The 22,218-nt window shown below is 74.4% G+C and carries 20 protein-coding genes; 7 read left to right on the top strand and 13 right to left on the bottom strand.

Annotation, left to right across the window (positions count from 1 at the left end):
* Positions 1 to 4: 4 nt before the first annotated feature.
* The 4 genes from epsC to ACH4TP_RS37245 all read right to left on the bottom strand — a co-directional run bounded on the left by epsC (position 5) and on the right by ACH4TP_RS37245 (position 4,347).
* Positions 5 to 658 carry a serine O-acetyltransferase EpsC gene (gene epsC, locus ACH4TP_RS37260; protein ID WP_389238496.1) on the bottom strand — a complete coding sequence of 218 codons (654 nt, stop codon included), beginning with the start codon at positions 656 to 658 and terminating at the stop codon, positions 5 to 7.
* 30 nt (positions 659 to 688) lie between these two features.
* Positions 689 to 1,957 carry an ATP-grasp domain-containing protein gene (locus ACH4TP_RS37255; RefSeq protein WP_398440343.1) on the bottom strand — a complete coding sequence of 423 codons (1,269 nt, stop codon included), beginning with the start codon at positions 1,955 to 1,957 and terminating at the stop codon, positions 689 to 691.
* Positions 1,954 to 3,204 carry an ATP-grasp domain-containing protein gene (locus tag ACH4TP_RS37250; RefSeq protein WP_389238492.1) on the bottom strand — a complete coding sequence of 417 codons (1,251 nt, stop codon included), beginning with the start codon at positions 3,202 to 3,204 and terminating at the stop codon, positions 1,954 to 1,956. Before ACH4TP_RS37250 ends, ACH4TP_RS37255 begins: the two co-directional genes overlap by 4 nt.
* Before the next feature lie 222 nt (positions 3,205 to 3,426).
* Entirely contained in the window at positions 3,427 to 4,347 is a 921-nt protein-coding gene (locus tag ACH4TP_RS37245) for a GNAT family N-acetyltransferase (protein ID WP_398440342.1), read from the bottom strand.
* Positions 4,348 to 4,916: 569 nt separating this feature from the next.
* Between ACH4TP_RS37245 and ACH4TP_RS37240 the strand changes: the two genes are divergently transcribed.
* The 4 genes from ACH4TP_RS37240 to ACH4TP_RS37225 all read left to right on the top strand — a co-directional run bounded on the left by ACH4TP_RS37240 (position 4,917) and on the right by ACH4TP_RS37225 (position 9,427).
* Positions 4,917 to 6,062, top strand: a complete 1,146-nt coding sequence (locus tag ACH4TP_RS37240; RefSeq protein WP_398440341.1) for an aldehyde dehydrogenase family protein — start codon at positions 4,917 to 4,919, stop codon at positions 6,060 to 6,062.
* Positions 6,063 to 6,156: 94 nt separating this feature from the next.
* Positions 6,157 to 7,866, top strand: a complete 1,710-nt coding sequence (locus ACH4TP_RS37235; protein ID WP_398191983.1) for a thiamine pyrophosphate-binding protein — start codon at positions 6,157 to 6,159, stop codon at positions 7,864 to 7,866.
* A complete protein-coding gene (locus ACH4TP_RS37230; protein ID WP_398440340.1) occupies positions 7,863 to 9,218 on the top strand; it encodes a class I adenylate-forming enzyme family protein in 1,356 nt (451 codons plus the stop codon). Before ACH4TP_RS37235 ends, ACH4TP_RS37230 begins: the two co-directional genes overlap by 4 nt.
* Positions 9,215 to 9,427, top strand: a complete 213-nt coding sequence (locus tag ACH4TP_RS37225; protein ID WP_398440339.1) for a hypothetical protein — start codon at positions 9,215 to 9,217, stop codon at positions 9,425 to 9,427. Before ACH4TP_RS37230 ends, ACH4TP_RS37225 begins: the two co-directional genes overlap by 4 nt.
* Before the next feature lie 79 nt (positions 9,428 to 9,506).
* Here the strand turns inward: ACH4TP_RS37225 and ACH4TP_RS37220 are convergent, their stop codons facing one another.
* The 9 genes from ACH4TP_RS37220 to ACH4TP_RS37180 form a co-directional block, all read right to left on the bottom strand.
* Positions 9,507 to 9,824, bottom strand: a complete 318-nt coding sequence (locus ACH4TP_RS37220) for a hypothetical protein (protein ID WP_389238480.1) — start codon at positions 9,822 to 9,824, stop codon at positions 9,507 to 9,509.
* A gap of 84 nt (positions 9,825 to 9,908) precedes the next feature.
* A complete protein-coding gene (locus ACH4TP_RS37215; protein ID WP_389238478.1) occupies positions 9,909 to 11,735 on the bottom strand; it encodes an NAD(P)H-dependent oxidoreductase in 1,827 nt (608 codons plus the stop codon).
* 1 nt (position 11,736) lies between these two features.
* A complete protein-coding gene (locus ACH4TP_RS37210; RefSeq protein WP_398191987.1) occupies positions 11,737 to 13,176 on the bottom strand; it encodes a dihydroorotase family protein in 1,440 nt (479 codons plus the stop codon).
* Complete coding sequence (locus tag ACH4TP_RS37205) at positions 13,164 to 14,264, bottom strand: acyl-CoA dehydrogenase family protein (RefSeq protein ID WP_389238532.1); 1,101 nt, start codon at positions 14,262 to 14,264, stop codon at positions 13,164 to 13,166. The genes ACH4TP_RS37210 and ACH4TP_RS37205 overlap by 13 nt, the downstream gene beginning before the upstream one ends.
* Positions 14,261 to 15,322 carry a PrpF domain-containing protein gene (locus ACH4TP_RS37200; protein ID WP_398440338.1) on the bottom strand — a complete coding sequence of 354 codons (1,062 nt, stop codon included), beginning with the start codon at positions 15,320 to 15,322 and terminating at the stop codon, positions 14,261 to 14,263. The genes ACH4TP_RS37205 and ACH4TP_RS37200 overlap by 4 nt, the downstream gene beginning before the upstream one ends.
* Positions 15,319 to 17,160 carry an asparagine synthase (glutamine-hydrolyzing) gene (gene asnB, locus ACH4TP_RS37195; protein ID WP_398191991.1) on the bottom strand — a complete coding sequence of 614 codons (1,842 nt, stop codon included), beginning with the start codon at positions 17,158 to 17,160 and terminating at the stop codon, positions 15,319 to 15,321. Before asnB ends, ACH4TP_RS37200 begins: the two co-directional genes overlap by 4 nt.
* A 31-nt stretch (positions 17,161 to 17,191) precedes the next feature.
* Complete coding sequence (locus tag ACH4TP_RS37190; RefSeq protein ID WP_389238470.1) at positions 17,192 to 18,148, bottom strand: PLP-dependent cysteine synthase family protein; 957 nt, start codon at positions 18,146 to 18,148, stop codon at positions 17,192 to 17,194.
* A gap of 26 nt (positions 18,149 to 18,174) precedes the next feature.
* Entirely contained in the window at positions 18,175 to 18,969 is a 795-nt protein-coding gene (locus ACH4TP_RS37185; protein WP_389238468.1) for an HpcH/HpaI aldolase/citrate lyase family protein, read from the bottom strand.
* Positions 18,970 to 18,971: 2 nt separating this feature from the next.
* Entirely contained in the window at positions 18,972 to 19,832 is an 861-nt protein-coding gene (locus ACH4TP_RS37180) for a TauD/TfdA dioxygenase family protein (protein ID WP_389238466.1), read from the bottom strand.
* A 362-nt stretch (positions 19,833 to 20,194) separates the two neighbouring features.
* Here ACH4TP_RS37180 and ACH4TP_RS37175 point away from each other — a divergent pair, with 362 nt between their 5' ends.
* From ACH4TP_RS37175 to ACH4TP_RS37165, 3 genes are all read left to right on the top strand, one after another.
* A complete protein-coding gene (locus ACH4TP_RS37175) occupies positions 20,195 to 20,401 on the top strand; it encodes a 4-oxalocrotonate tautomerase family protein (protein ID WP_389238464.1) in 207 nt (68 codons plus the stop codon).
* Complete coding sequence (locus tag ACH4TP_RS37170) at positions 20,398 to 21,660, top strand: MFS transporter (RefSeq protein WP_389238462.1); 1,263 nt, start codon at positions 20,398 to 20,400, stop codon at positions 21,658 to 21,660. The genes ACH4TP_RS37175 and ACH4TP_RS37170 overlap by 4 nt, the downstream gene beginning before the upstream one ends.
* Before the next feature lie 91 nt (positions 21,661 to 21,751).
* The coding region (locus ACH4TP_RS37165; RefSeq protein ID WP_398440337.1) for an S-adenosylmethionine synthetase N-terminal domain-containing protein at positions 21,752 to 22,218 on the top strand (467 nt) is incomplete at its 3' end.

Here is a 22,218-nt window from a genome sequence, read left to right as displayed (position 1 = left end):
CGGGTCACCAGGAACCCGCCGAGGCGAGCACCCGCACGGCGTCGGGCGCGGGCGGGGGGACGGGCGCCGGATCGGCACCGGGCGCGGCGTCGGGCACCGGCCGCAGCGCGGGCGCGGGCCGGACGACGGAACGCGCCGCGTACACCCGGGCCCCGGGCGGCAGGTCCTCGGTGACGGTGGCCATGGCGCCGATCAGGGCGCGGTCGCCGATGGTGACCGGCCCGAGGACGGTCGCGTTCGCGCCGAGGATCACGCCGTCGCCGACGACCGGATGCCGCCGGGCACCGGGCGGGCGGTGGTTGTCGGTCCACCAGCCCACCGCCCCCAGCGTCACCTGCTGGTAGATCGTCACGTCGTCGCCGACGACGGCGGTCTGGCCGATCACCACGGACGCGCCGTGGTCGATGAAGACGCGGCGGCCCAGCACCGTGCCGGGATGGATCTCGACGCCGGTACGGCGGCGGGCGACCCGGGCCACGGTCCGCGCGGCCAGGCGCAGCCGCCGGCGGTACAGCCGGTGCGCCACGCGGTGCGCCCACACGGCGGAGAGACCGGTGTGGCCGAGGGCCTCCCAGCGGCCGCCGAGGGACGGGTCGCGGGCGACGACGACGTCCAGGTCCTCGATCAGGGTGCGCAGCAGACCGGGCTGTCCGGGCATGCCGTCGGCTCCTTTCCGCGGGGCCATGGGTCAGGCGGCCAGGGCCGGCGTGTCCGCGGCCACCGGCTCGACGTCGATACGGATCTCCTCGCGCACCAGGCGCTCGCACAGCTCCACCGCGCTGTCGGTGTCGGCGGCCGTGGCGACGACGCTGCCGAGGCGGTCCCAGTTGTCGTTCAGCGGACGCACGGTGTCGCCCGGACGGACGGAGACCTGGGCGGCCAGCACGTCCGGCCGGGCCCGCACCTCCTCCACCCCCGACACCGCGGTGACGGTGCCCGGCTCGCGCAGCACGGCGCGCATCACGGCCGCCCCCTTCGGGGCCGGTGCCCCGGCGAGCGGCTCGGTGAGCCCGAGCGGCCAGGCGGCCCCGTAGGCGATCATGTCGACGCCGTACGCCGCCTCGACGAGCTCCACGATGTTGTCCCCGCCCAGCCGGTTGTGGGACTCGATGACGACCGGACCGCGCGAGGAGAGCTTGATCTCGGTGTGGCTGGGACCGTCCGTGACGCCCATGGCGGTCAGGAACTCCTCGACCGCGCCGGTCAGCCGCTCCCGGTCGGGGCCGGACAGCCGGGCGGGCACGGCGTGCCCGAGCTCGACGAAGTGCTCCTCCGCGGTCAGCTTCTCGGTGACGGCGACGACGACGTGGCGGCCGGCGAAGCTCAGGGCCTCGACGCTGAACTCCGGTCCGTCGATGTAGGACTCCATCAGGAAGCCGTCGACGGTGAACATGGTCGAGCCGCGGTCGGTCCGGCCGCCGTCCAGCTCCTGGACGCGCGCCCACACCCGGTCCAGGTCCTCCGGGCCCTCGGCGCGCAGCAGGCCGAAGCCGGCGGTCGTGGAGACGGGCTTGAGGATGAACGGGAAGCCGGCCCGCTCGCCGAAGGCGTCGAGCGAGGCCCGGTCCTCCACCAGGGCGGCGTGGGGCACCGGGAGGCCCCGCTCGGCGAGATGGCGGCGCATCAGCCACTTGTCGCGCATGCGGCGGCTCACCTCGTAGCGGTGGCCGTCGGTCAGCCCGAACAGGTCGCCCAGCCGGCTCGCCGGGTTCAGACCGGGCTCGGTGAGCGAGACCACGGCGTCCACGCCGTAGACCGCGCGGGCGGCCTCGGCGAACGGCCGCACGACGTCCCAGTCGGTGTAGTCGACGACGAGCAGCACGTCGGCGGCGCGCGTCTGGTACTCGGTGACCTTGTCGGGGTGCTGGATCAGGACGACCTTGACGCCGAGCGCGGTGAAGCGCTCCACATGGGCGTCGACGCCGCCGATCAGCAGGACGGTCTTGGCGTTGCTCACGAGAGGGATCCCTTCGGGGCGGCGAGCACGGCCTCGCGGACGTCCACGCGCAGCAGTCCGCGGACGCGGGCGACGCGCTCGGCGGCCTCGGCGGGGGACTGGGCGTCGACGACCGCGTAGCCGTGGCGGGTGAACGAGCTGGTGGTGGGCGGCAGTTCGTCCCCGGGGGAGAAGGGGAAGTGCACCGCCTGGACGTAGGGCAGCGCGCGGACGGCGTCGAGGCCCTCGACGGACTCCAGCCGGCCGGCGGGGAAGAAGAAGAAACCGACGGACGCGGTGTGCCGGGGGGCCGGCGGCTCGACCGGCTCCCCGGCGAGGGTGCGGAAGATCGCCGCCTCGATGTCGTAGTCGGAGGCGGTCTCGATGAGCAGCGGGATCCGGTCCCCGCCCAGCCGGGTCTGGGACTCGACGATGCGCGGGCCGCGCGGCGTGAGGATGACCTCGGTGTGCGCGGGGCCGAAGCGGTAGCCGGCCAGGTCGAGCAGCCCGGTCACCACCGCGTGGATCGCGGTCCGCTCGTCCTGCCCGAGCGGGGCCGGGTGGACGTGCGCGGTCTCGACGAAGAAGGGGGCGCCGGTGGTGTGCTTGGCCGTGATGCCGATGACGTGGTGCACACCGTCGGCGGAGAGGGTCTCCACGCTGAACTCGGGGCCCTGGAGGTACTCCTCCACCAGGTACGGTCCCGCGAGACCGCCCTCCGTGACGCGGTCCGTCCACTCCTCCAGGTCCGCCGCGTCGCGGATCAGGGCGACGCCGCGGCTGCCGGAGGCCCGGGCGGGCTTGACGACGACGGGCAGCGGCAGCCGGTCCAGGGCGGCCGTGACCTCCTCGACGGTCCCGGCGGACTCCGCGCGGACGACCGAGAGCCCGTGCTCGGCGAGGAGCGCGCGCATCGCGGCCTTGTCGTTGAGGACGGTGACGGCGGAGGCCGGGTTCGGGGAGACGCCGAGCGCCTCGGCCTCGGCGACGGCCGGGGGCATCGACTCCTCGGCACCCAGGTGCAGGACCGTGCCGATGTCGTGGGCGCGCACCGTCTCCGCGATGAGCGCCCGCAGGCCGGCCTCGTCGGAGAAGTCGGTCAGCAGCAGCTCCTGGGCGCGCTCGGCGACCTCGTCGAGGTACTCCCGCTCGCGCAGCGCCGGGTCCCAGATCGCCCAGACCTCGAAGCCCGCCTCGGCGGCCTTGCGGACGAACTGGCTGTAGGGCATCACCATCAGCAGCCGTCCGGCTGCGCCTGTGGAGGTCATGAGGGGCTCCGTTCTGGTACCGATCGGCCTGGACGGGCGGGTGAAAGGTCCGTGGGCGGCGGCGACTTCACGAAGAAGGGCCGACGGGGCGCCGACGGCTTTCGGCACGGTGGCGGGTCGGTATGGTTGCGTCAGATGTCGGGGGCGGGACTCGGTCGGGAGTGCCGCCCGTGTCCGGTGGGTCTCCGGTCGGCGTCCGTACGGGGAGCGGGCGTCGGTCGGTCAGTCCGTGTCGGTCCTGAGGAAGCGGGTGACGACGCGTGCGCCCTGAACGCGGAGCACGTGTCCGAGCACCTCGTGATCGTTCAGGTCGCCCGAGTCCAGGGTGACCAGCGCCCGGGTGGCGCCCAGACCGCGCAGTTCGGCCAGGACGGCGGTGAGCAGGGCGAGGCCGATGCCGAGCCCGCGGAAGGCGGGTGCGACACCGAGATCCAGGACGCGGCCCTCTCCGGCGTCGGTCCGGGCCAGCGCGTAGCCGACCGGACGGCCGGACACCTCCAGCAGCAGCGCCACGCCACCGGACTCGCGCAGCCGCCGCAGCCCCGCGCGGAAGGCGGCCGGCTCCTCGGCCTTGGGGCCCTTCGACAGGCTGCGCAGGTGCAGGGCGTGCAGGACGTCCGCGTCCTCCGCTCCGGCCCGCCGGACGACTCCGCCGTCGGGAAGCAGGGGCGGCAGCAGCGGGACCGTCAGATCGATGTCGTACCGCCCCAGGGAGGCACTGCGGACGAACCCCGCCTCCTTCAGGACGGACGGGACCACCGAGTCGCCGTGCAGCACACCGCCGACGGTGACGGCGTACGGCCTGCCGCGCTCGACGGCGAGCTCGTCGGCGCGGTCGAGCATCAGGCACAGCAGGGTGCGTGCCGCGCTCTCGCCGTGCCGGCCCGGAAGAGTGGTCAGCGCGGCGTCCAGGAGGTCGCCGCAGGGGGTCAGCGCCGCCCAGGCGAGCACCTCGTCGCCGGGGCCGGTCAGGCACCAGCTGTTCTCCGCGTAGGCGGGACGGCTGGTCTCCAGAAGGATGTCCTCCCGGGTGCAGGTGGCCACTCCCGTGATGTTCTCCTCGTAGGAGCGCACCAGCCGGACCAGGCTGTCCAGCGGGAGGTCGGCCGGTCGTCGGATGGCGAGTTGTCCGTGCGGGGTCATGTGTCGTGCCCCCCTTTCCTGGGGGAGTCGGCTCCGGCGGTCGGGCCGGAGCGGTTCTCGTGCCGGTGCCGGGTCGGCGGCGTCGGCTGTGGCCGGGTTCGGACGAGCGCGGGCAGGTCCTCCCCGCGCAGCGCCGGAACCGGAACCAGAAATCCGGAATCCAGAACGACCGCGGAAGGGAATGCGCCGAAACAGAATTCGCTTCTCTTCGCGGCGCTGCTCCTCTCTCTCACCGGCCGTCTGGATTCCGGCGCCGGTACGGGGGATGTCCCGGCGTAGTCCTGGATGCTACTGGCCGCCGATCCGGCGTCGTTCTCCGAGAATGCGCAGTGGAATCGAGCGGTTCGGAAGAGAGCACGGACCGAGATGCGCGACGGCTTCGGCGCAGGAGACGCTGACCCCCCGCGCCCGACGTACACGGGCAGGTGCAAGGGGGTACGCACATGCGCAGCGGTGTCATCGGAGCAGGACCGGAGACGGCGTTCCCCGACAGTTCCACGGACTGGCCGGCACCCCTTCCCGGACCGTTCCCCGGGGCTGCGGACGCCCTCGTTCCAGGGATTGTCGACGTGCTCCAGCGACACCGGCACGAATTGCATTCCGTACTCACCCGCGTCGCCACCGCGCAGGCCGCCACCGACGAACACTTCCGTTCCCTGCGCGCCCTCTCCGGAGCCCCCTGGGAACTGCTGCGGAACAGCCCGCGCCGACTCGGCCGGCTCGCGACCTTCCTGCCGTCCAACAACCTGCTGTACTCCTACGTCCTGTTCGGGGTGATCCCGTCGCTCTACAGCGACGAGGTCCGCATCCGGCCGTCGGCCCGGGTCGCGCCCGCCGCCATGGCCGTGCACGAGATCCTCGGGCCGCACCTGCGCGAGCTGGGCGGCGGACGGATCGTCATGGCCCCCGCCTCCCAGCGCGACTTCCTCGCCGACTGCGCCCGCTCCGACGCCGTCGTCTTCACCGGCCGGCCGGACAACGGCGAAGAGGTCGCCGCCCGCCTGCCCGGCGACACCCTGCTGCTCACCTTCGGATCCGGGCCCAACCCGGTGGTGGTCGGCCCCGAGGCCGAACCCGACGCCGTCTGCCGCACCGTGCTCGACGCCCGGCTGTACAACTCGGGCCAGGACTGCCTGTGCCCCGACATCGTCTTCGTCCACCGCTCGCTCGTCCGCGAGATCGTGCCCCGGCTCGCCGACTCCCTCGCCGGGATCCGCGTCGGCGACCGCCGCGACCCCGCCACGCGGGTCGCGCCGCTCGTCTACCCCGACGCGGTGGAGGAAGCGGCCGGATTCCTCTCGGCACACCGCGAGTCCCTCGTCCACGGCGGCCGGGTGGACGTGGCGCGACGCGTCGTCGAGCCCACCTCGCTCCACCTGCCGTGGCAGGACGCCTTCCACCCCCCGGAGTTCTTCTCCCCGGTCGTCCTCACCATGGAGTACGACGACCCCCGGCAGCTCGTCCGCTGGCTGCGCTCCGCCGAGGAGACCGCCCGCGGCATGTACGTCTCGGTCTTCGGCGAACCGGCCCTCGCCGGCACGACGCGCATCGGGACCAGCGTGGTCTGCGAGGAACGCATCACGTTCGACGTGGAGGACGGCAACCGGCCGTTCGGCGGCTACGGGCCACGGGCGGGCAGCGTGCGCCGCGGCGGCACCGCCGCCGGCCGCCCCCTGCTGCTGTCCGCCGAGGCCGGTGCACGGGCACGGCCGTGAAGGCCGCCCCCGGCCCGGTCGCCTCCCGCCACGGCGCCGTCCCGCGCGCGTCCGCCCCTTCCTGTCCCCACGATCCCGTCAAGGAGCACCAGTCGTGAGCGTGACCACCGAGAACCATCCCTGGCACGTCGCCGCCGGGACCCTCGCGGACGCCGGATGCGACGTCGTCATCGGGCTGCCCTCCGACGAGCCCGGTCTGATGGACGCGGCGGAGACCGTGCCCGGCCTGCGCGTCATCGGCGTACGGGACCAGCGGGCGGGAGCATGCGCGGCGATCGGGCACGCCGCCGTCTCCGGGCGGCCCGCCGTCCTCGCCGTCAACTCCGGACCGAGCTTCGCCAACGCCCTCACCGGCCTCCTGGAGGCCTCCTCGCTGGGCGCCCCGGTCGTCGTCGTCACCACCCGCGTCCCCGCCCTCGGCATCGGCCGGGGCGGCTTCCAGCACACCGACCAGGCGGCCATGGCCGCGCCGCTGACCAAGTGGAACTTCCTCGTGGAGGACCCGCGCCAGCTGACCTGGGCGCTGCGCCGCGCCGTCCACCTCGCGGTCAACGGCGCCCCCGGCGTGGTGCTCGTGGAGATCGCCGACGAGGTGCTGCGGGCCCCCGCCCCCGAACCGCGGCCCGCCCCACCGGTGCGGCGGCTGAGGTTCGCCGCCGACGCCAAGGAGGTGCGCCGGGCCGCCGCACTGCTCGCGTCGGCCCGGCTGCCGGTGGTCGTCGCGGGCGGCGGCTGCAAGCCCGCGGGCGCCGGACCCGCCGTCCGGCGCCTGGCGGAACTCCTCGGCGCCCCCGTCTTCACCACCGCCGCCGGCCGGGGCGTCCTCGACGAGGAGCACCCGCTGGCCTGCGGCCTGGTCGGCCTCTACACCACGCCCCCGGCGGACCGCCTGCTCGCCGACGCCGACGTGGTGCTCGCGATCGGCTCCCGCCTGGAGGAGACCGCCCGCATGGGATGGGAGGGCCTGGAGGACAAGACCCTCGTGCACGTCGACGTCGACCCGGCCGTCTTCCTCACCGTCCTGGAACCCGAGGTCGCACTGCTCGGCGACGCCGCCGTGGTGGCCGGCCAGCTCGCCGACGCCCTGGAGGCCGCCCCTCCGGCGGGCACCGGGGCCGCCGCGACCCGCAGGGCCGCCGTCACCGCCGTACGCGAGGAGATGCGCGCCCGCCACACCGCCGCCGCGGCGGACGGCCCGGAGCTGACCGTGTCCGAGGCGCTGCGGCTGCTCCAGGAATCGGTGAGCCGCGACGCCACCCTCGTCCAGGAGAACGGCCTGCACGACATGTGGGGCTACCACCACCCCGTGGTGTCCGTCGGCGACCGGGCCCGGGTGATCACCCCCGGCGAGCAGACCATGGTGGGCTTCGGCCTCCCGGCGGCCGTGGGCGCCGGGCTCGCCGACCGGTCCCGGCGCACCGTCCTCGTCTGCGGCGACGGCGCGTTCGAGATGGGCCTCGCCGCACTGCCCACCGCCGCCGAGCTCGACCTCGGCCTGACCGTCCTGGTCCTCGACAACCGCGGCTACGGCTGGCCCCGCTTCGTACGCGCCGAGGAACGGGCACCCGACACCCTCACCCGCTTCACCACGCCCTCGCACACCGACGCGGCCGTCCGCGCGCTCGGCGGGCACACCGTGCGGTGCACCACCGCCGCCGAACTCGCCGCGGCCCTCGACGCGGCGGCCGAGGCCCACGCCGAGGGCCGCACCACCGTCATCACGGTGCCGGTCCGCGACACCGACGTCCCCGTGGGCGTGCGCCGCGTCTTCGACACCGCCCCGCACGCCGAGGCCGCCGCATGAGCCCCCGGCAGCCGCTGCTGACGGTCGACGGCGAACACGTCCCGCCCGCCCGGCTGGCCCGGCTCGTCACCCGCACCGCCGGGGAACTCGCCGCGGCGGGCGCCGGACCCGGACGCGCCGCCGCCCTCGCCTCCGACCACCCGCTGACCGCCGTCGTCGCCGCGCTCGCCGCCGAGGCCGCCGACGCGCCCCTGCTGCTCGACGGCGCGACCCCCGCACGCCACATCGCCCCGGCGGCCGTCGTCCGCTCCACCGGCTCCGGAGAGCCCCTCGTCACCGCGGCCGCGCGGCCGCTCGGCGTCCCCGAGGAGACCGCCGCCGTCTTCTGGACCTCGGGCAGCTCCGGCGACCCCAAGGCCGTCGCCGTGTCCGCCGCCGCCCTCGCCCACCAGGCCCGCGCCACCGCCGCCCGGATGCGGGTCACGGCCGACGACCGGCTGCTGCTCCCGCTGCCGCTGCGCCACGCCTACGGCTACAGCGTGCTGCGGGTGTGGCGGACCACCGGCGCCCACCTGTACGCCGAGTCGGGCTTCCACCTGCGCGGTGTCCTGACCCGGCTCGCGGCAGAGCGCATCACCTCCCTCGACGGCGTGCCGAGCATGTACCGGATGCTCACCGCCGAGGCCGCCAAGGACCCCGACACCGCCCTGCTCCTCGCCGGCCTGCGGATCCGCGGCTGCGGCGGCGACGTCCTCACCCCCGCCCTGTACGACGACTTCCTCGCCGCCACCGGCACGCCCCTGCACGACGGCTACGGGCTCAGCGAGGCAGGACCCAACGTCGCCCTGAACGCCCCCGACGACCTGCGCCGCGGCACCGTCGGACGCCTCCTGGACGGCGTGCGCGCCCGCCCGGCCGGGCCGGGCCAGGAGATCCAGATCGCGAGCCCGAGCCTGATGCTCGGCTACCTCGACCCGGTCACCGGCGGCCTCGACCGCGCGGCGTTCACCGCCGACGGCTGGCTGCGCACCGGTGACACCGGCGCGGTCACCGCCGACGGCTGGCTCACCGTCGGCGGCCGGGTCAAGGAGGTCCTCGTCGTCCACGGCGAGACCGTCGCCCCCACGGTCGTGGAAGACGCCGTACGGGCCGCGGACGGAGTCGTCGACGCCGCGGTCGTCGGCGTCCGCCGCGGCGACCGCGGCGACACCGTCTGGGCCTTCGTGGAGAGCTCCGACGACGACCGGGCCGCCGTCGCAGGCCGCGTCGCCGAGGCCTGTCGCCGCCTTCCCCCGCACGCCCGCCCCCGCACCGTCCAGGTCCTCGCCTCCCTCCCCCGGACGAGAAGCGGCAAGTACGACCGGGTCCGTCTCCGGGCCTGGGCCTCCGACCCGACGGCGGTGGCGGCATGACGACACGTGGGGAACCGCGCACGCCCCTCGCGCCGAGGGCGGCCTCCAAGGCCTGGATGGCCCTGGCCGCGTCCGCCGTACTCGCGGCGCCCGCCGCCGTGGTCGCGTCGGCGGCGTGGGTCGCGGCGGCCGTGCCCGCCGGACCGGCCGCGCCCGCCGCGGACGCCCGCACGGGCGACTCCGCCGGATGGGCCCCGTCACAGGCCTGACGGACGGCGCCCGCAAAACGACCGCCCACCGGGGGACGACGTCCCCCGGTGGGCGGCGGCACCGCACCCCGTTCCCCCCTCAGGAGGTCTCGGCCCCCTGAAGGGCGGGCGCGGCCAGGACCTCGGCGACCGTCTCCGGCTCGAAGTTGACGGCGCTGGACCAGCCGCCGATGGCCAGCCGGAACCACACCGAACTGGTGATCACACCGTCACGGTGCTGGTCCTCCACCACCTCGTCACCCAGTGACCACCCCTCGGCCCGGTACGCGACGGACGCGTCCGGCAGCAGCAGACGGATCACCGGACTGTCCAGGGACGGGCCGGACCGGACGTTGGCGTCACGCCACACGGGCCCGAGCCCGACGGGCAGGACATGGAATTCAGCGGACGGGGTCATATGAACCACTCCTTGCCACCGCGCGTCCACGCGCGGTGTGTTCGAGACTGTCTTGCTGCGATGACGGAATCCGTGCCGGACGGATCAGGCGACGGCACCCAGGGCATGCGCCATGGCGCTGTCGCGGGCGCCGCCCAGCCACACCACCTGGGTCACCATCTCGATCAGCCGCGCCGCGTCGGGCCCGGGCTCGTCGGCGACGGACGGCTGCGGCGGCACCTGGGAGACGGCGGCGCCCACGGGCGTCGGCCAGCCCCGCAGCGCGTGGCCTATGGTGCGCAGCGTGGTCAGCGTCGAGACCGCGCCCTGCGTGCCCGCGCCGACCGCGACCGTGCCGATGGCGCGCCCCTCCAGGTACGGCACCGGCCCGCCGATGTCGTTGACGTAGTCGAGGGCGTTCTTCAGCAGCCCCGAGACGGTGGCGTGGTACGTCGGCGACACGAGGATCACGCCGTCGGCGGCGCGCAGTTCGCCGAGGAAGCCGGCCACGGCCGCATGCGACCCGGCCAGTCCGGGCCGGTACGCGGGGAAGTCGATCTCCGCGCCGGTGAAGACGCGAGCGGACGCACCCTGCTCGGCGCACCGCTGGGCACACCATTCGGCCACCTGGTCGCAGGTGGACCCCAGGCGCAGTGAGCCGCTGATCAGGACGATGTGCGGTGCCATGGTGGTGGCCTCCTTCTTGGTACGGACGGTGGTCATCAGGGTGGGCGCGGCGCCCCGTTCCGGACGGCGGGACCGCGTCCCGGGACGCCAGCCGAGGACGTCGACGACGTCGGCGTCCTTGCGCCCGGCGGACCGGATGTGGGCGTTGCGCTGCTCCTCGCCCTCTTCGTCGGCCCCCTGGTCGAGCGAGCCCTGACGGCGCGAGGCGAGGACCACGGCCGCGGCCCGGTCGACGCGCTCGCGGGCGTAGGCGGCGAGCGCGTCGGGCACCTCGGCCGCCGAGGCGAGCGCGTCGGCGAGCACGGCGGCGTCCTCCAACGCGATGTTGGCGCCCTGGCCGAGGGCCGGGACCATCGGGTGCGCCGCGTCGCCGAGGAGCGCCACCCGCCCGTCCACCCAGCGCGGGGTCGGCTCGCGGTCGTGGATGTCGGTGACGACGACGTCCTCCGGATCCGCGTCGCGCACCAGATCGACGACGGGCCGGTGCCAGCCCTCCATGGCGTCGAGCAGCGCCAGCCGGGCGCCGGCGGCTCCCTTGGCCGGCCACTCCCCGGCCGGTGCGGTGATCTTGGCGGTCCAGTACAGGGTGTTCCCGCCGACGGGGGCGACGAACAGCTGGATGCCGCGCCCGTTGACCACGTACCCGTGCTGCCCGAGGACGGAGCCGGTGGTCCGGCCGCGGACCGAGGTGTAGCCCGCGTACCGCGGCGGCTCGTCGCCCAGCATCCGGGCCCGGACCGCCGAGTGGATGCCGTCGGCGCCGATCAGCGCGTCGCAGTCGACGACGTCCCCGTCCGACAGCGTCACCGCGACGTGCCCGGGGTACCCGGTGTAGTCCGTGACGGCGGTCGCCAGGCGGACGGCCGCCCCGGCCCTGACCGCCTCGTCGAGCAGCAGCCGGTACAGGGCGGAACGCAGGATGGGGATCTGGGGCTCGCCCAGGATGTCGGCGGCGGCGCCGATCGGCTCCTCCGCGAGCACGGTCCCGGACGCGTCCATCAGCACCCGCACCTCGTCGCGCCGGGTGACGTGCCCGACGGCCCGCAGCCGGGCGCCGACGCGCGCGCCCAGGGCGTCGGCCGCCCGCACCCCGTTCGGATAGAGCACGAGGCCGGAGCCGCCGGCGCTGATCCGCTTCGCCCGTTCGACGACGGTGACGTCGAGACCGCGCGCGGCCATGCCCGCGGCGGCCGCGAGCCCGCCGATCCCGCCGCCCGCCACCACGACGGACCGTCTCCTGGCCATGTCATCCCTCCCGGGCGGCGAGCGCCGCCGTCTGTGTGCCGTCCGCGGAAGCCCTGTCCCCGGAGGTTCCGGCCGCGGCCCCCAGCAGACGGCCGTCGTACGTCCCGAAGGTCCCCGAGGCCGCGTCCCACACGGTGCGGCCGGCCCGCAGGGTGCGCTCGACCCGCCCGGTGAAGGTCCAGCCCTCGTACGCCGACCAGCCGCACTTGCTCTCCACGTCGTGCGTCGAGAACATCCACGGCGTGTCGGGCGCGAAGACGACCAGGTCGGCATCGGCGCCCGCCTCGATCCGCCCCTTGCCGGGCAGCCGGAACAGCTCGGCCGGCGCCTGCGACAGGTGCCGCACCAGACGGGTCACCGCGGTGTCCGGATCCTCCTCGGGCCACCTGCGGCGCATCCCGGTCCACACGGCGACGGCCAGCTCCTGCACGCCGGGCAGCCCCGGCGGCGAGTCGGCGACCGAGCGCGTCTTCTCGTCGACGGTGTGCGGCGCGTGGTCACTGCCCAGCGTGGCGAGCTGCCCCTCCGCCAGGGCCCGCCACAGACGGTCCTGGTCGGCCTGCCCCCGGATCGACGGCGACAGCCGCGTGCGGGCGCCCAGACGGGAGGTGTCCTTGTCGGTGAACGACAGGTGGTGGCCGGTGACCTCGAAGGTGACCGGGTATCCGGCGGCCTGCGCCGCGCACACCAGATCGGCCTCCTCGGCGCTCGACAGGTGCAGGATGTGAGCCCGCGTGCCGTACCGCCTCACCAGCTCGATCACCTTGGCGACCGCGACGATGCCGCCGGTGCGGGGGCGCCGCCGTTCGTACTCCAGATAGTGGCCGGGCTCGCCCCACCAGGCGTCGAGGAGCGCGAAAAGACCGTCGTCCTCGGCATGCAGGACGAGCTGCACCCCTCCCTCGGCCGCCGCGGCGAACGCCTTCTCCAGCGCCGCCGGATCGCGGACGACGGTGGGGGCCGTGTGGTGGCCGGCCATGAACACCTTGGCACTGGTCGCCACCGACGGGTCGAGGTCCGCGAGGAGCTCGGGGCGCTCCGGGTCGAGACCGATGTGGAACCGCAGGTCCACCAGCGAACGCCCCTCCACCAGACGGGCCTTGTCGAGCACCGCCTCCGGATCGAGCGTCGGGGGCACCGTGTTCGGCATGTCGAGGACGGTGGTGACACCGCCGCGGACCGCCGCCCGGCTGGCGTGCTCCCAGTCCTCCTTGTACGTCAGACCGGGCGTGCGGAAGTGCACGTGCGAGTCGATGAGCCCGGGCAGCACGTAGTGGTCGCCGGCGTCGAGCCGCTCCGCCGAGGCGGGCGCCGTGTCGGTGTCGGTGACGGCCGTGATCCGCCCGTCGGCGACGAGCACATGGCCCGGGCGCACCCCGTGCGGCGTCACCAGCCTGCGGCCGCTGACCACGAGGTCGGGCGCGGGGGTCAGCCGGTCCACGTCGCCGCCACCAGATCCCGGCACAGGTCGTTGGTCGGCCCCATGAACGCGATGCCGCGCGCGTCGGCGAGCAGCCGCCCGATCGCCGCGCCCTCGCGGTACCCGGCCGAGCCGAGCGTCCGCGCGACGTCGAGGCAGATCTCCTCGGCGGCCACACTCGCGTGGAGCTTGCTGTGCAGCGTGGTCAGGCCCGGATCGGCCGAGGTCCGCGCACCGGCCCCGGCCACGACGGCCCGTGCCGTCTCGACGCGGGTCGCCAGGTCCACCAGCCGGTGCCGCACGCCGGGCAGCTCCAGCAGGCCGTGCCCCCGGGCGTGACGGACCGCCAGGTCGAACGCGGCCTGGGCGATGCCGACGGACACCGCGCCGAGGCTGGCACCCGACTCCCGGACCCCCGCGATGATCGACGCGGCCCCGCCGTCCGGACCGAGCCGGTCCGCGTCCGCGACGACACAGCCGTCCAGGGCGATCAGCCCGGTCGCCGAGCCGCGCATGCCGGCGAGGTCCAGACCGAGATCCGGTACCAGCCCGGGGTTCTCGGCCTCGACCAGGAAGAACGTCTGGCCGTCCGCCCCGTATCCCGTCCCGGTGTCGGCCGGGCGCGCCGTCTGCACCAGGACCAGGTAGAGGTCGGCGACCCCGGCCCCGGTCGTGAACGTCTTGGAGCCGTCCAGCCGCCAGCGGCCGTCCGCGAGACGCTCGCCGCCGCTGGACAGGTTCCGCTTGGCCGCCCCGGCCCCGGTCTCGCTCCACGCGGAGGCGGCGAGCCAGGTGCCGTCGGCCAGCCGCGGCAGCCACCGCTCCCGCTGCTCCTCGGTGCCCCACTCGGCGATCCGGGCGCTCACGGCGAAGTGCTGGAACGCGATGATCGCCACCGAGGGGTTGACCCGGGCGATCTCCTCGACGAGACGGTTGACCGCCACGGCGTCCCCGCCCGCGCCGCCGTGGCGCACCGGAACGGCCGTACCGAGCAGGCCGCTCGCGCGCAGCGCCGCCAGCGCCTCACGGTCCGGCTCCCCGGCGTGATCGGTCTTGTCGGCGGATTCGGACAGCCGGGCGCGCAGCCCGGCCGTCAGCAGCGGCCTCATGCCGCCCCCGACAGAGCCAGACATTGGGCGACCTCCTCGAATTGCAGATGGCTCAGGGGTGCCAGGACGAACGACCCCTGGAAGGTGACGTGCTTGCGCGCGACGGTCGCCCACAGCAGGGAACCCCCGTCCCCGGCACTCCCGGGGACCGTGGTGACCGCGGTGACGGCCGTCCGCCCGCCGGGAGTGGCGATGTCGATCAGGCCGGCATCGGCCCCGTTCTCGCGGGCGATGCTCCAGGGCACGGTGCCGGGGATCCGCACCGCCGTGCCGAGGCAGACGACACCGGTCAGGGCGATCGACGGGTGCCAGCGCGGCACGGTCACGGCGCGGGCCGCGAGCCCGCCGCCCTCGGCGGGCAGCACGGCCGCGATCTTGGGGAAGGCGCCGTCACGGGACCAGCCGAGACGGTCGGCGGCGGCGCCCCGGATCGACTCCAGCCGACCGAGCAGCTCGTCGCCCGCGGCGAACAGGGCGGCCTGGTCGGGCACCCCGAGGGCGCGCGCGTCCACGAACGCGTACGCGTTGGCACTGTTGACGAGCGAGACCTCCACCCGCCCGCCGCCGGCCTCCAGCGTGGTGCGGGGCAGGCCGGCGGGCAGCAGGTCACCGAAGGGAACCGGGGACGCCTGGACGAAGGTGACGGTGAAACCGGCCCCGTCCCGCTCGACCCGGTCGACCTCGCACACCACGCTGTCCCCGTTGTTGAGGACCTGGACACGGATCCGCCCACCCGGCACCAGACGGGGCAGCATCCCCGAACGCGAGGCCGCCACCACCGCCGACAGGATCGAGTGACCGCACGAACCGCGCAGGTCGAACCGGTCCGGAGCACCCGGAAGCGCCTGCACGAAGCGGTAGTCGAGGTCGAACATCGGATGCGTGGACGGTTCGACCAGCGCGATCTTCAGCACATGGGCCCCGCCCGCGTCGGCCAGGTAGCGGCGGGCCTCCGCGAGGTGCGCGAGCAGCGCCTCCTCGTCGCGCGGCAGCCGCGCGGCGTCCAGCACGAACGTCGGACAGGGACTGCCCGACGCGTACGCGAGGTGCCCGATCACGCCGCCACCACCAGCGGCCTCGTCGTGCCCGGCGGAACACCGGCCGCGCCGAGGCGCCGCACGGAACGCCGGAACTGCTCCTCCCACACCTCGTGCACGAGCAGCGCCCACAGGGCCAGCGACGCGGTGTCGTCGGGCCGCTCGGCCTGCGCGGCGAACAGGGCGTCGACGGCCCGCCCGTCCAGCCGCCCGGCGGCCGAGACCCGGCCCGGCGCAAGGAGGTCCCGGGCGTACTCCCACAGCGAGGTCCCGGGCCGCAGCATCGCCGTCACCGGCAGCGTGAACGGCTGCTTGGGCCGGGAAAGGACCCGCTCCGGCAGCAGCCCGGCCGCCGCCGCGTAGAGGGTCCGCTTGACGTGACCGCCCTGGATCCGCTGGTGGTCGGCGAGCGCCCGCCCCAGGGCCACGACCGACCGCTGGCAGAACGGCACCCGGGCCTCCACCGACGAGGCCATGCTCAGGTGGTCGACGCGGCGGAGGTGATAGGCGGGCAGCCGGTAGTCCAGCTCGAACCGGGTGATGCGGTCGAGGACCGTACCGGGGCCGTGGAGCAGATCGTCCCGGGCCGCCGCGGGCAGCGCCGGATCCGTGGCGACATGAGCCCGGTAGGCCTCGGTGTACAGCCCGTTCCGAAGCGCCGCGGGCGCCGCCGACAGGGCGTCCAGATAGCCCTGCGACCAGTCCGCGCCCACGGCGGCCCGCTCCGCCGCGACCCGCATCCGTTCGTATCCGCCGAACACCTCGTCGGCGGCGTCGCCCGTCAGGGCCACCGTGAAGCCGGCGTCACGGACCGCCCGGAACAGGGCGAACGTACTGAGGGCGATCGGGTCGGCGTTCGGCTGACCCAGGTGCCACACCGTGTCCTCGAGGAGCTCGGGGAAGGAGGCCGGGTCGATCTCCACCTGGTGGTGCGTCGCCCCGGCGCGCTCGGCGACCTCGCGGGCGAAGTGCCGTTCGTCGAACGGCCAGGCACCCCGGTAGGCGATGTTGAACGTGTGCACCGGCCCGCGTTCGGCCGCGAGCGCGGTCACCAGACTGGAGTCCAGGCCGCCGGAGGTGATCAGGGCCACCGGAACGTCCGCGACGAGCAGCCGGCCCACCTCGGAGCGCAGCGTGTGCCGGACCCGCCGGGCCGCGGTGAACCCGTCGCGGACCGCGCTGCCGGACACGTCGGCGGGCCGCCGCCGCACGCGCGGGGTGCCGCCGAGCTCGCACACCCAGGTCGTGCCCGGCTCCAGCACCTCCACGTCCTCGTACATGGTCCGCGTACCGAACGGGGTACGGGTCGACAGGTACGCGTCCAGGGCGGACTCCCGCACCCGGTCGCCGATCCCGCCGAACCCGAGCAGCGCCGGCAGCTCGGAGGAGAACCGCAGGGAACGGTCCGCCGCGTCCCACCGGTGGTACAGCGGCTTCATCCCGATGTGGTCGGTGGCGAGGAGCAGCCGGGGCACCTCACCGCGCGTGTCGACGAGCGCCAGCGCGTACATGCCGTCGAGGTGCTCGGTGAACTCCTCGCCGTACTCCAGGTAGAGGGCGGGCAGGACCGAGCCGTCGCAGCGGTCGGGAAGCGAGTGGCCCCGCGCCTCCAGGCGGCGGCGCAGCTCCTCGTGGTTGTAGATCTCCCCGTTGAACACCACCTGCACCGGGCCGCCCCGGCCGTACGGCTGCTCGCCGCCGTCCAGGTCGACGACCGCGAGCCTGTTGTTGCCCAGGCCCCATCCGGGCTCCTGGGTCGTGCCCGTCGCGTCCGGGCCCCCGTGTCGCTGGAGGGCGGCGACGGTCCGCATCTCGTGCGGCGTCGCCACCGCGTTGAAGTAGCCGAAGATCCGGCACATGGCTGCCTGTCTTTCGTGAGGAGGCGACGGATCAGCGGGCCGTCGACAGATAGCGCTCCCCGCTGTCGGGGAAGACGGTGACGACGGTGGCTCCCGCCCGGCGGGGGTCGGAGGCCACGACGCGGCTCGCCCAGGCGGCGGCGCCCGAGGACACGCCGACGGTGAGGCCGGTGGTGCGGGTGATCTCCCGGGCGGTGGCGGCCGCGGCCTCGTCCGGGACCGCGACGACCTCGTCCACGAGGGAGAGGTCGGTGATGTCCGAGACGTAGCCGGCGCCGATGCCGGGAATGCCGTGCGGGCCGGGTTCGCCCCCGGACATCACGGCGCTGCGGGCCGGTTCGACGGCCACCACGTGCAGGTCGGTGCGTTCCTTCAGATAGCGGGCCGTGCCCGTCAGCGTGCCGCCGGTGCCGACCCCGCACACCAGGACGTCGACGCGGCCGCGCGTGGCCTCCCAGATCTCCGGGCCCGTGGTCTCGTAGTGCGCCCGCACGTTGGCCGGGTTGCGGTCCTGGTGCGGGACCCACGAGCCGGGCAGGGCGCGCTGGAGCTCCTCCGCGTACGCCCACGCGGCCATGAGGCCGTCCTGGGCCGGTACGAGGTGCACCTCGGCGCCCAGCTCACGGAGGATCAGACGGCGTTCCTCGGTGGCGTTGTCCGGCATCACGATGACGCACCGGTGGCCGCGGCGGGCGCACAGCGCGGCCAGCGAGATGCCGGTGCTGCCCGAGGAGCACTCGATGACCGTTCCCCCGGTCGGCGGGAGCAGCCCCGCCTCCTCCGCGGCCCGCACCATGAACAGCGCGGCCCGGTCCTTCACGCTGGACAGCGGATTGGCCATCTCCACCTTGGCGAGCAGCCGCACCGAGCCGGGCAGCCCCGGCAGCGGGACCTCCAGCAGCGGCGTGCGCCCCACCAGGTCCTCCAGCGACCGGGCCGGCGGCGCCACGGCGGCGCCCGCGGGCCGGGTGCTCACGTCTGTCGTCACGGTTCCCCTCCTCGTCCGGTGCCCGCTCAGGCCGGGCCGGAGCCCCGGGCCGCCGACAGATGCTCGGCGGCGACCTGCTGCAGGTGGGTGATGTCGCTGGAGACGGTGGCGAAGGTGAACCCCTCGGCGAGCCGCTTCGCGGCGCTCTCCCCGTCCAGGACGTGGATGCCGCAGGCGATGCCGTGCCGGCGGGCGGCCTCCGTGATCCGCACCAGCGCGGCCTCCAGCGCGTCGGCGGCGGCCGGGTCGCCGAACCAGCGGGCGCCGAGCGCGGCCGACAGGTCGGCCGGTCCGACGTACACCGCGTCGAGGCCCTCCGTCGCGCAGATGGCCTCCAGGTCCTCCAGCGCGGCCGCCGTCTCGATCATCACGACGCACGCCACCCGGTCGTCGATCTCGGCGGGCACGGAGCCCACGCGGATCTCGGCCCGGACGGGCCCGCCGAGGCTGCGCGTCCCCGCCGGATGGTGCCGGCAGGCCCGCACCACGGTCCGCGCCTGCTCGGCGCTCTCGACCATCGGGACGACGACGCCGCGCGCTCCGGTGTCCAGCGCGATCCCGATCGCGACCGGGTCCGGCGACGGCACCCGGATGACCCCGGCGGAGCGCCCGCGGGCGTCCACCGCCAGCATCGCCGACTGCCACCCGGGCTGGTGCAGCACGCCGTGCTGACCGTCCACGCCGATGTAGTCGTAGCCGAGCCCGGCGATCCGCTCGGTCCCGGCCGGGTTGTCCAGGGCGATCCAGTAGCCGATCAGGCGCTCACGGCCGCGCAGCCGCGCGGCGAACTCCTCCGGGCCGTGGGACGGAGAGGTCTCCATGCTCACTCGCCCGTCTTCAGCGCGTAGCTCTGCTTGCCGTCGAGGCCCACGGGCACGTCGCCGGTGATGGACACCCGGTGCAGCACCCGCTGGTGCCGCCCGTAGTCGTTGACCGCGTAGTGCTGCGTGCTGCGGTTGTCGAAGATGAGGACGTCACCGGGCCGCCAGGTCCAGCGCGCCGTGTTCTCCGGCCGGCGCACGTACGACTGGAGCACGTCGATGATCGGCCGGGACTCGCGCGGCTCCATGCCCACCAGCCACTGCGCGAACCCGCCGAGGAACAGGCTCGGCTCACCGGACTCCGGGTGCACCCGCACCACGGGGTGGGCGGCCTCGAACCGGCGGGCCAGGAACGCCTCGCGGACCTTGTCCCCCCGGTCGGTCCCCAGCCGCGGCTGCTCCGCGTGGTTGGTGTGCACGGCCCAGAGCCGGTCGGCTATCTCGCGCAGCTCGGCCGGCAGGTCCTTGTAGCCGGCGGCCGCGTTCGCGACCATCGTGTCCCCGCCGTACGGGGGCAGCACCACGCTGCGCAGGGTCGTGCCCAGCGACGGGGCGGTGGTGAAGCTGATGTCGGTGTGCCAGTGGTCGGCACGCTGGTCCTCCCCGTCGACCGGGATGACCTGGGGAGCGCCGTCGACCGTCCGCATCATCGGGTGCGTCTGGGTGAGCGGGCCGAACCGCGCGGCGAAGGCGAGCTGGTGCTCGTCGCTGATGTCCTGGTCCCGGAAGAACAGGACCTTGTGCTCCAGGAACGCCGCGTGGATCTGCCCGAAGACGGAGTCCGACAACTCGGTGGAGAGGTCGACGCCCGTCACCTCCGCGCCGATCTTTCCGCCGATCCTGCGTATGTCGAAGAGGGACACCGGCATTCCTTCCGCACCTGTCAGGAGACCTGTGCTCCCGTGCTGGGCTGGCCGCGCGGGCATCGGGCGCGATACGCCGTCCCGGCACGGGAGTAGAACCCGGCGGTCGGACGGGACCGGCCGGGCAGGACGGCGCCGATCACATCACGGCCGGAAATCGACGGCAACAGGACCAGGAATTGCGATGCGACTTCACCAACTCGCTCCCGGCGCACGGGGAAAAAGATCCGGGAAACCGTCCGACTTGTTCAAGTCGCTCTTCTTCCGAGGCCCCCGCTTGCCTGCCCTCCGGCGTTCCGGGGATTGTCGGACCCACCGCGCTCGCGCCCTTGAACCGTCATCTGCAGAAAAGGACCGCCGACATGCCGGTGATCACCGTCAACTGGTGGCAGGGCAATGACCGAGAAGCCCGCAGAGAACTGGTGGCGGGCATTACCGATGTCGTCACCCGGGTCTCCGGATGCCCGGACGACGCCGTCACCGTCATCGTCCGCGACGTGGCCCCGGACCACTGGGGCAAGGGCGGCCGCCTCGTCGACGAGGCCACCGGCCCGCGGGGCCTGCGATGACCCTGGGCTCCCTGCACCCGAACATCAGGCTGCGGATCGCCGTCGGTTTCGTCCAGCGGCTGCTGTCCGTCATGCTGATGCCGCTCCTCGTCATCCACCTGGCCAACCTGTACGGCCCCGCCGTCGCCGGAGTCCTGACCGTCTGCGTCGCGGCGGCCGGCATCGCCTCCAACTTCCTCGGCGGACACTTCGCCGACGTGTACGGCCGCCGCCCCGTCATGGTCGCCGGCGAGCTCGGCGCCACCCTCACCTTCGGCCTGCTCGCCCTGGCGAACTCGCCCTGGTGGACGTCCGGCGTCGCCACGTTCGCCCTGTTCCTGCTCAACACCTGCTGCTCGCAGCTGGCCACCCCGGCCGCCGACGCGATGATGGTCGACGTCTCCACCCCGGAGAACCGGCCGCTCGTCTACACGATCAACTACTGGTCGATCAACCTCGCCTTCACCGCGGGCGCGCTGCTCGGCGGCTTCCTCTACGAGGGCCACTTCCTCCAGCTGCTGACCGGCGCGGCGGCGCTGTGCCTGCTGACCACGGCGGTGATGTGGCGCTGGATCAGCGAGACCGCCCCGGCCACCGGCAAGGCGGTCGCGACCGGGCCCGCCGCGATGCTGCGCGGCTACCTCGCCGTCGCCCGGGACCGGCTCTTCCTCCGCCAGCTGGTCGCGGCCGCGCTGATCGCGGCCGTCGAGATGCAGATCGGCTACTACATCGCCGTCCGCCTCGCCCGCGAGTTCCCGCGGCAGACGCTCCTGGCGCTGGGCGACCGGACCGTCGACGTCGACGGCGTCGCGATCCTCGGAGTCCTGCGGGCCGTCAACGCGGCCCTGGTCGTCGCCCTCCTCCTCTTCGCCAAGACGCTGCTGACACGCGTGTCCGAGCGGGTCAGGCTGTACGGCGGCATCGCGGTCTTCACCCTCGGCTACATGGTCTGGGCCGTGAGCGACCTGGGCTGGATCCTCATCGCCGCCGCGGTCCTGCTCACCTTCGGCGAGATCGCCAGCGTCCCGGTGCGGCAGGCGCTCCTGGCCGACCTGATCGACGCCGAGGCCCGCACCAAGTACATGGCGGCGTACGCGCTCAACGCCCGGATCGGCCTGCTCGCCGCCGCCCTGTGCGTCACCCTGGGGGCGTTCGTCCCCTCCCTGGCCATGGGGCTGCTGTACGGCACGGCCGGGCTCGCCGCGATCCTCCTCTACCGGTCCCTGCTGGGCGTACGCGCCGTCCGGGAGGCCGAGAAGGTCCGTGTCCCGGTGGCGTGAGGTGACCAAGCAGCGTCGGATCCGCGGCACCTTCCGTGACTCGGCCAAGTCCGCTTGCCGGGCGGGAGCGGCCGCGGATCTGATGCGCCCCATGACGAAACGGCTGTTCACCTCGGAGTCGGTGACCGAGGGCCATCCCGACAAGATCGCCGACCAGATCAGCGACACCATCCTCGACGCGCTGCTTGACAAGGACCCGGCGGCCCGCGTGGCCGTGGAGACCCTGATCACCACCGGTCAGGTCCACGTCGCGGGCGAGGTCACCACGTCCGCGTACGCCCCCATCGCCCAGCTGGTGCGGGACAAGATCCTGGAGATCGGCTACGACTCCTCGATGAAGGGCTTCGACGGCGCCTCCTGCGGCGTGTCGGTGTCCATCGGGTCGCAGTCCCCGGACATCGCCCAGGGCGTCGACACGGCCCACGAGGCGCGCGTGGAAGGCGACGAGGACGAGCTGGCGTCCCAGGGCGCCGGCGACCAGGGCCTGATGTTCGGCTACGCCTCGGACGAGACGCCCGAGCTGATGCCGCTGCCGATCCACCTGGCGCACCGGCTCTC

The organism is Streptomyces sp. NPDC021012, from assembly GCF_044333355.1.
GTDB lineage: Bacteria > Actinomycetota > Actinomycetes > Streptomycetales > Streptomycetaceae > Streptomyces.
Note: the sequence above shows the minus strand (reverse complement) of the source record. Positions and strands in the feature narration are given on the sequence as shown.

Bases quoted from the DNA above. Each gene is read 5' to 3' on its own strand.
- epsC (WP_389238496.1), bottom strand. From the start codon at position 658: ATGCCCGGACAGCCCGGTCTGCTGCGCACCCTGATCGAGGACCTGGAC.
- ACH4TP_RS37250 (WP_389238492.1), bottom strand. From the start codon at position 3,204: ATGACCTCCACAGGCGCAGCCGGACGGCTGCTGATGGTGATGCCCTAC.
- ACH4TP_RS37245 (WP_398440342.1), bottom strand. From the start codon at position 4,347: ATGACCCCGCACGGACAACTCGCCATCCGACGACCGGCCGACCTCCCG.
- ACH4TP_RS37230 (WP_398440340.1), top strand. From the start codon at position 7,863: ATGAGCCCCCGGCAGCCGCTGCTGACGGTCGACGGCGAACACGTCCCG.
- ACH4TP_RS37225 (WP_398440339.1), top strand. From the start codon at position 9,215: ATGACGACACGTGGGGAACCGCGCACGCCCCTCGCGCCGAGGGCGGCC.
- ACH4TP_RS37220 (WP_389238480.1), bottom strand. From the start codon at position 9,824: ATGACCCCGTCCGCTGAATTCCATGTCCTGCCCGTCGGGCTCGGGCCC.
- ACH4TP_RS37215 (WP_389238478.1), bottom strand. From the start codon at position 11,735: ATGGCCAGGAGACGGTCCGTCGTGGTGGCGGGCGGCGGGATCGGCGGG.
- ACH4TP_RS37205 (WP_389238532.1), bottom strand. From the start codon at position 14,264: ATGAGGCCGCTGCTGACGGCCGGGCTGCGCGCCCGGCTGTCCGAATCC.
- asnB (WP_398191991.1), bottom strand. From the start codon at position 17,160: ATGTGCCGGATCTTCGGCTACTTCAACGCGGTGGCGACGCCGCACGAG.
- ACH4TP_RS37185 (WP_389238468.1), bottom strand. From the start codon at position 18,969: ATGGAGACCTCTCCGTCCCACGGCCCGGAGGAGTTCGCCGCGCGGCTG.
- ACH4TP_RS37175 (WP_389238464.1), top strand. From the start codon at position 20,195: ATGCCGGTGATCACCGTCAACTGGTGGCAGGGCAATGACCGAGAAGCC.
- ACH4TP_RS37170 (WP_389238462.1), top strand. From the start codon at position 20,398: ATGACCCTGGGCTCCCTGCACCCGAACATCAGGCTGCGGATCGCCGTC.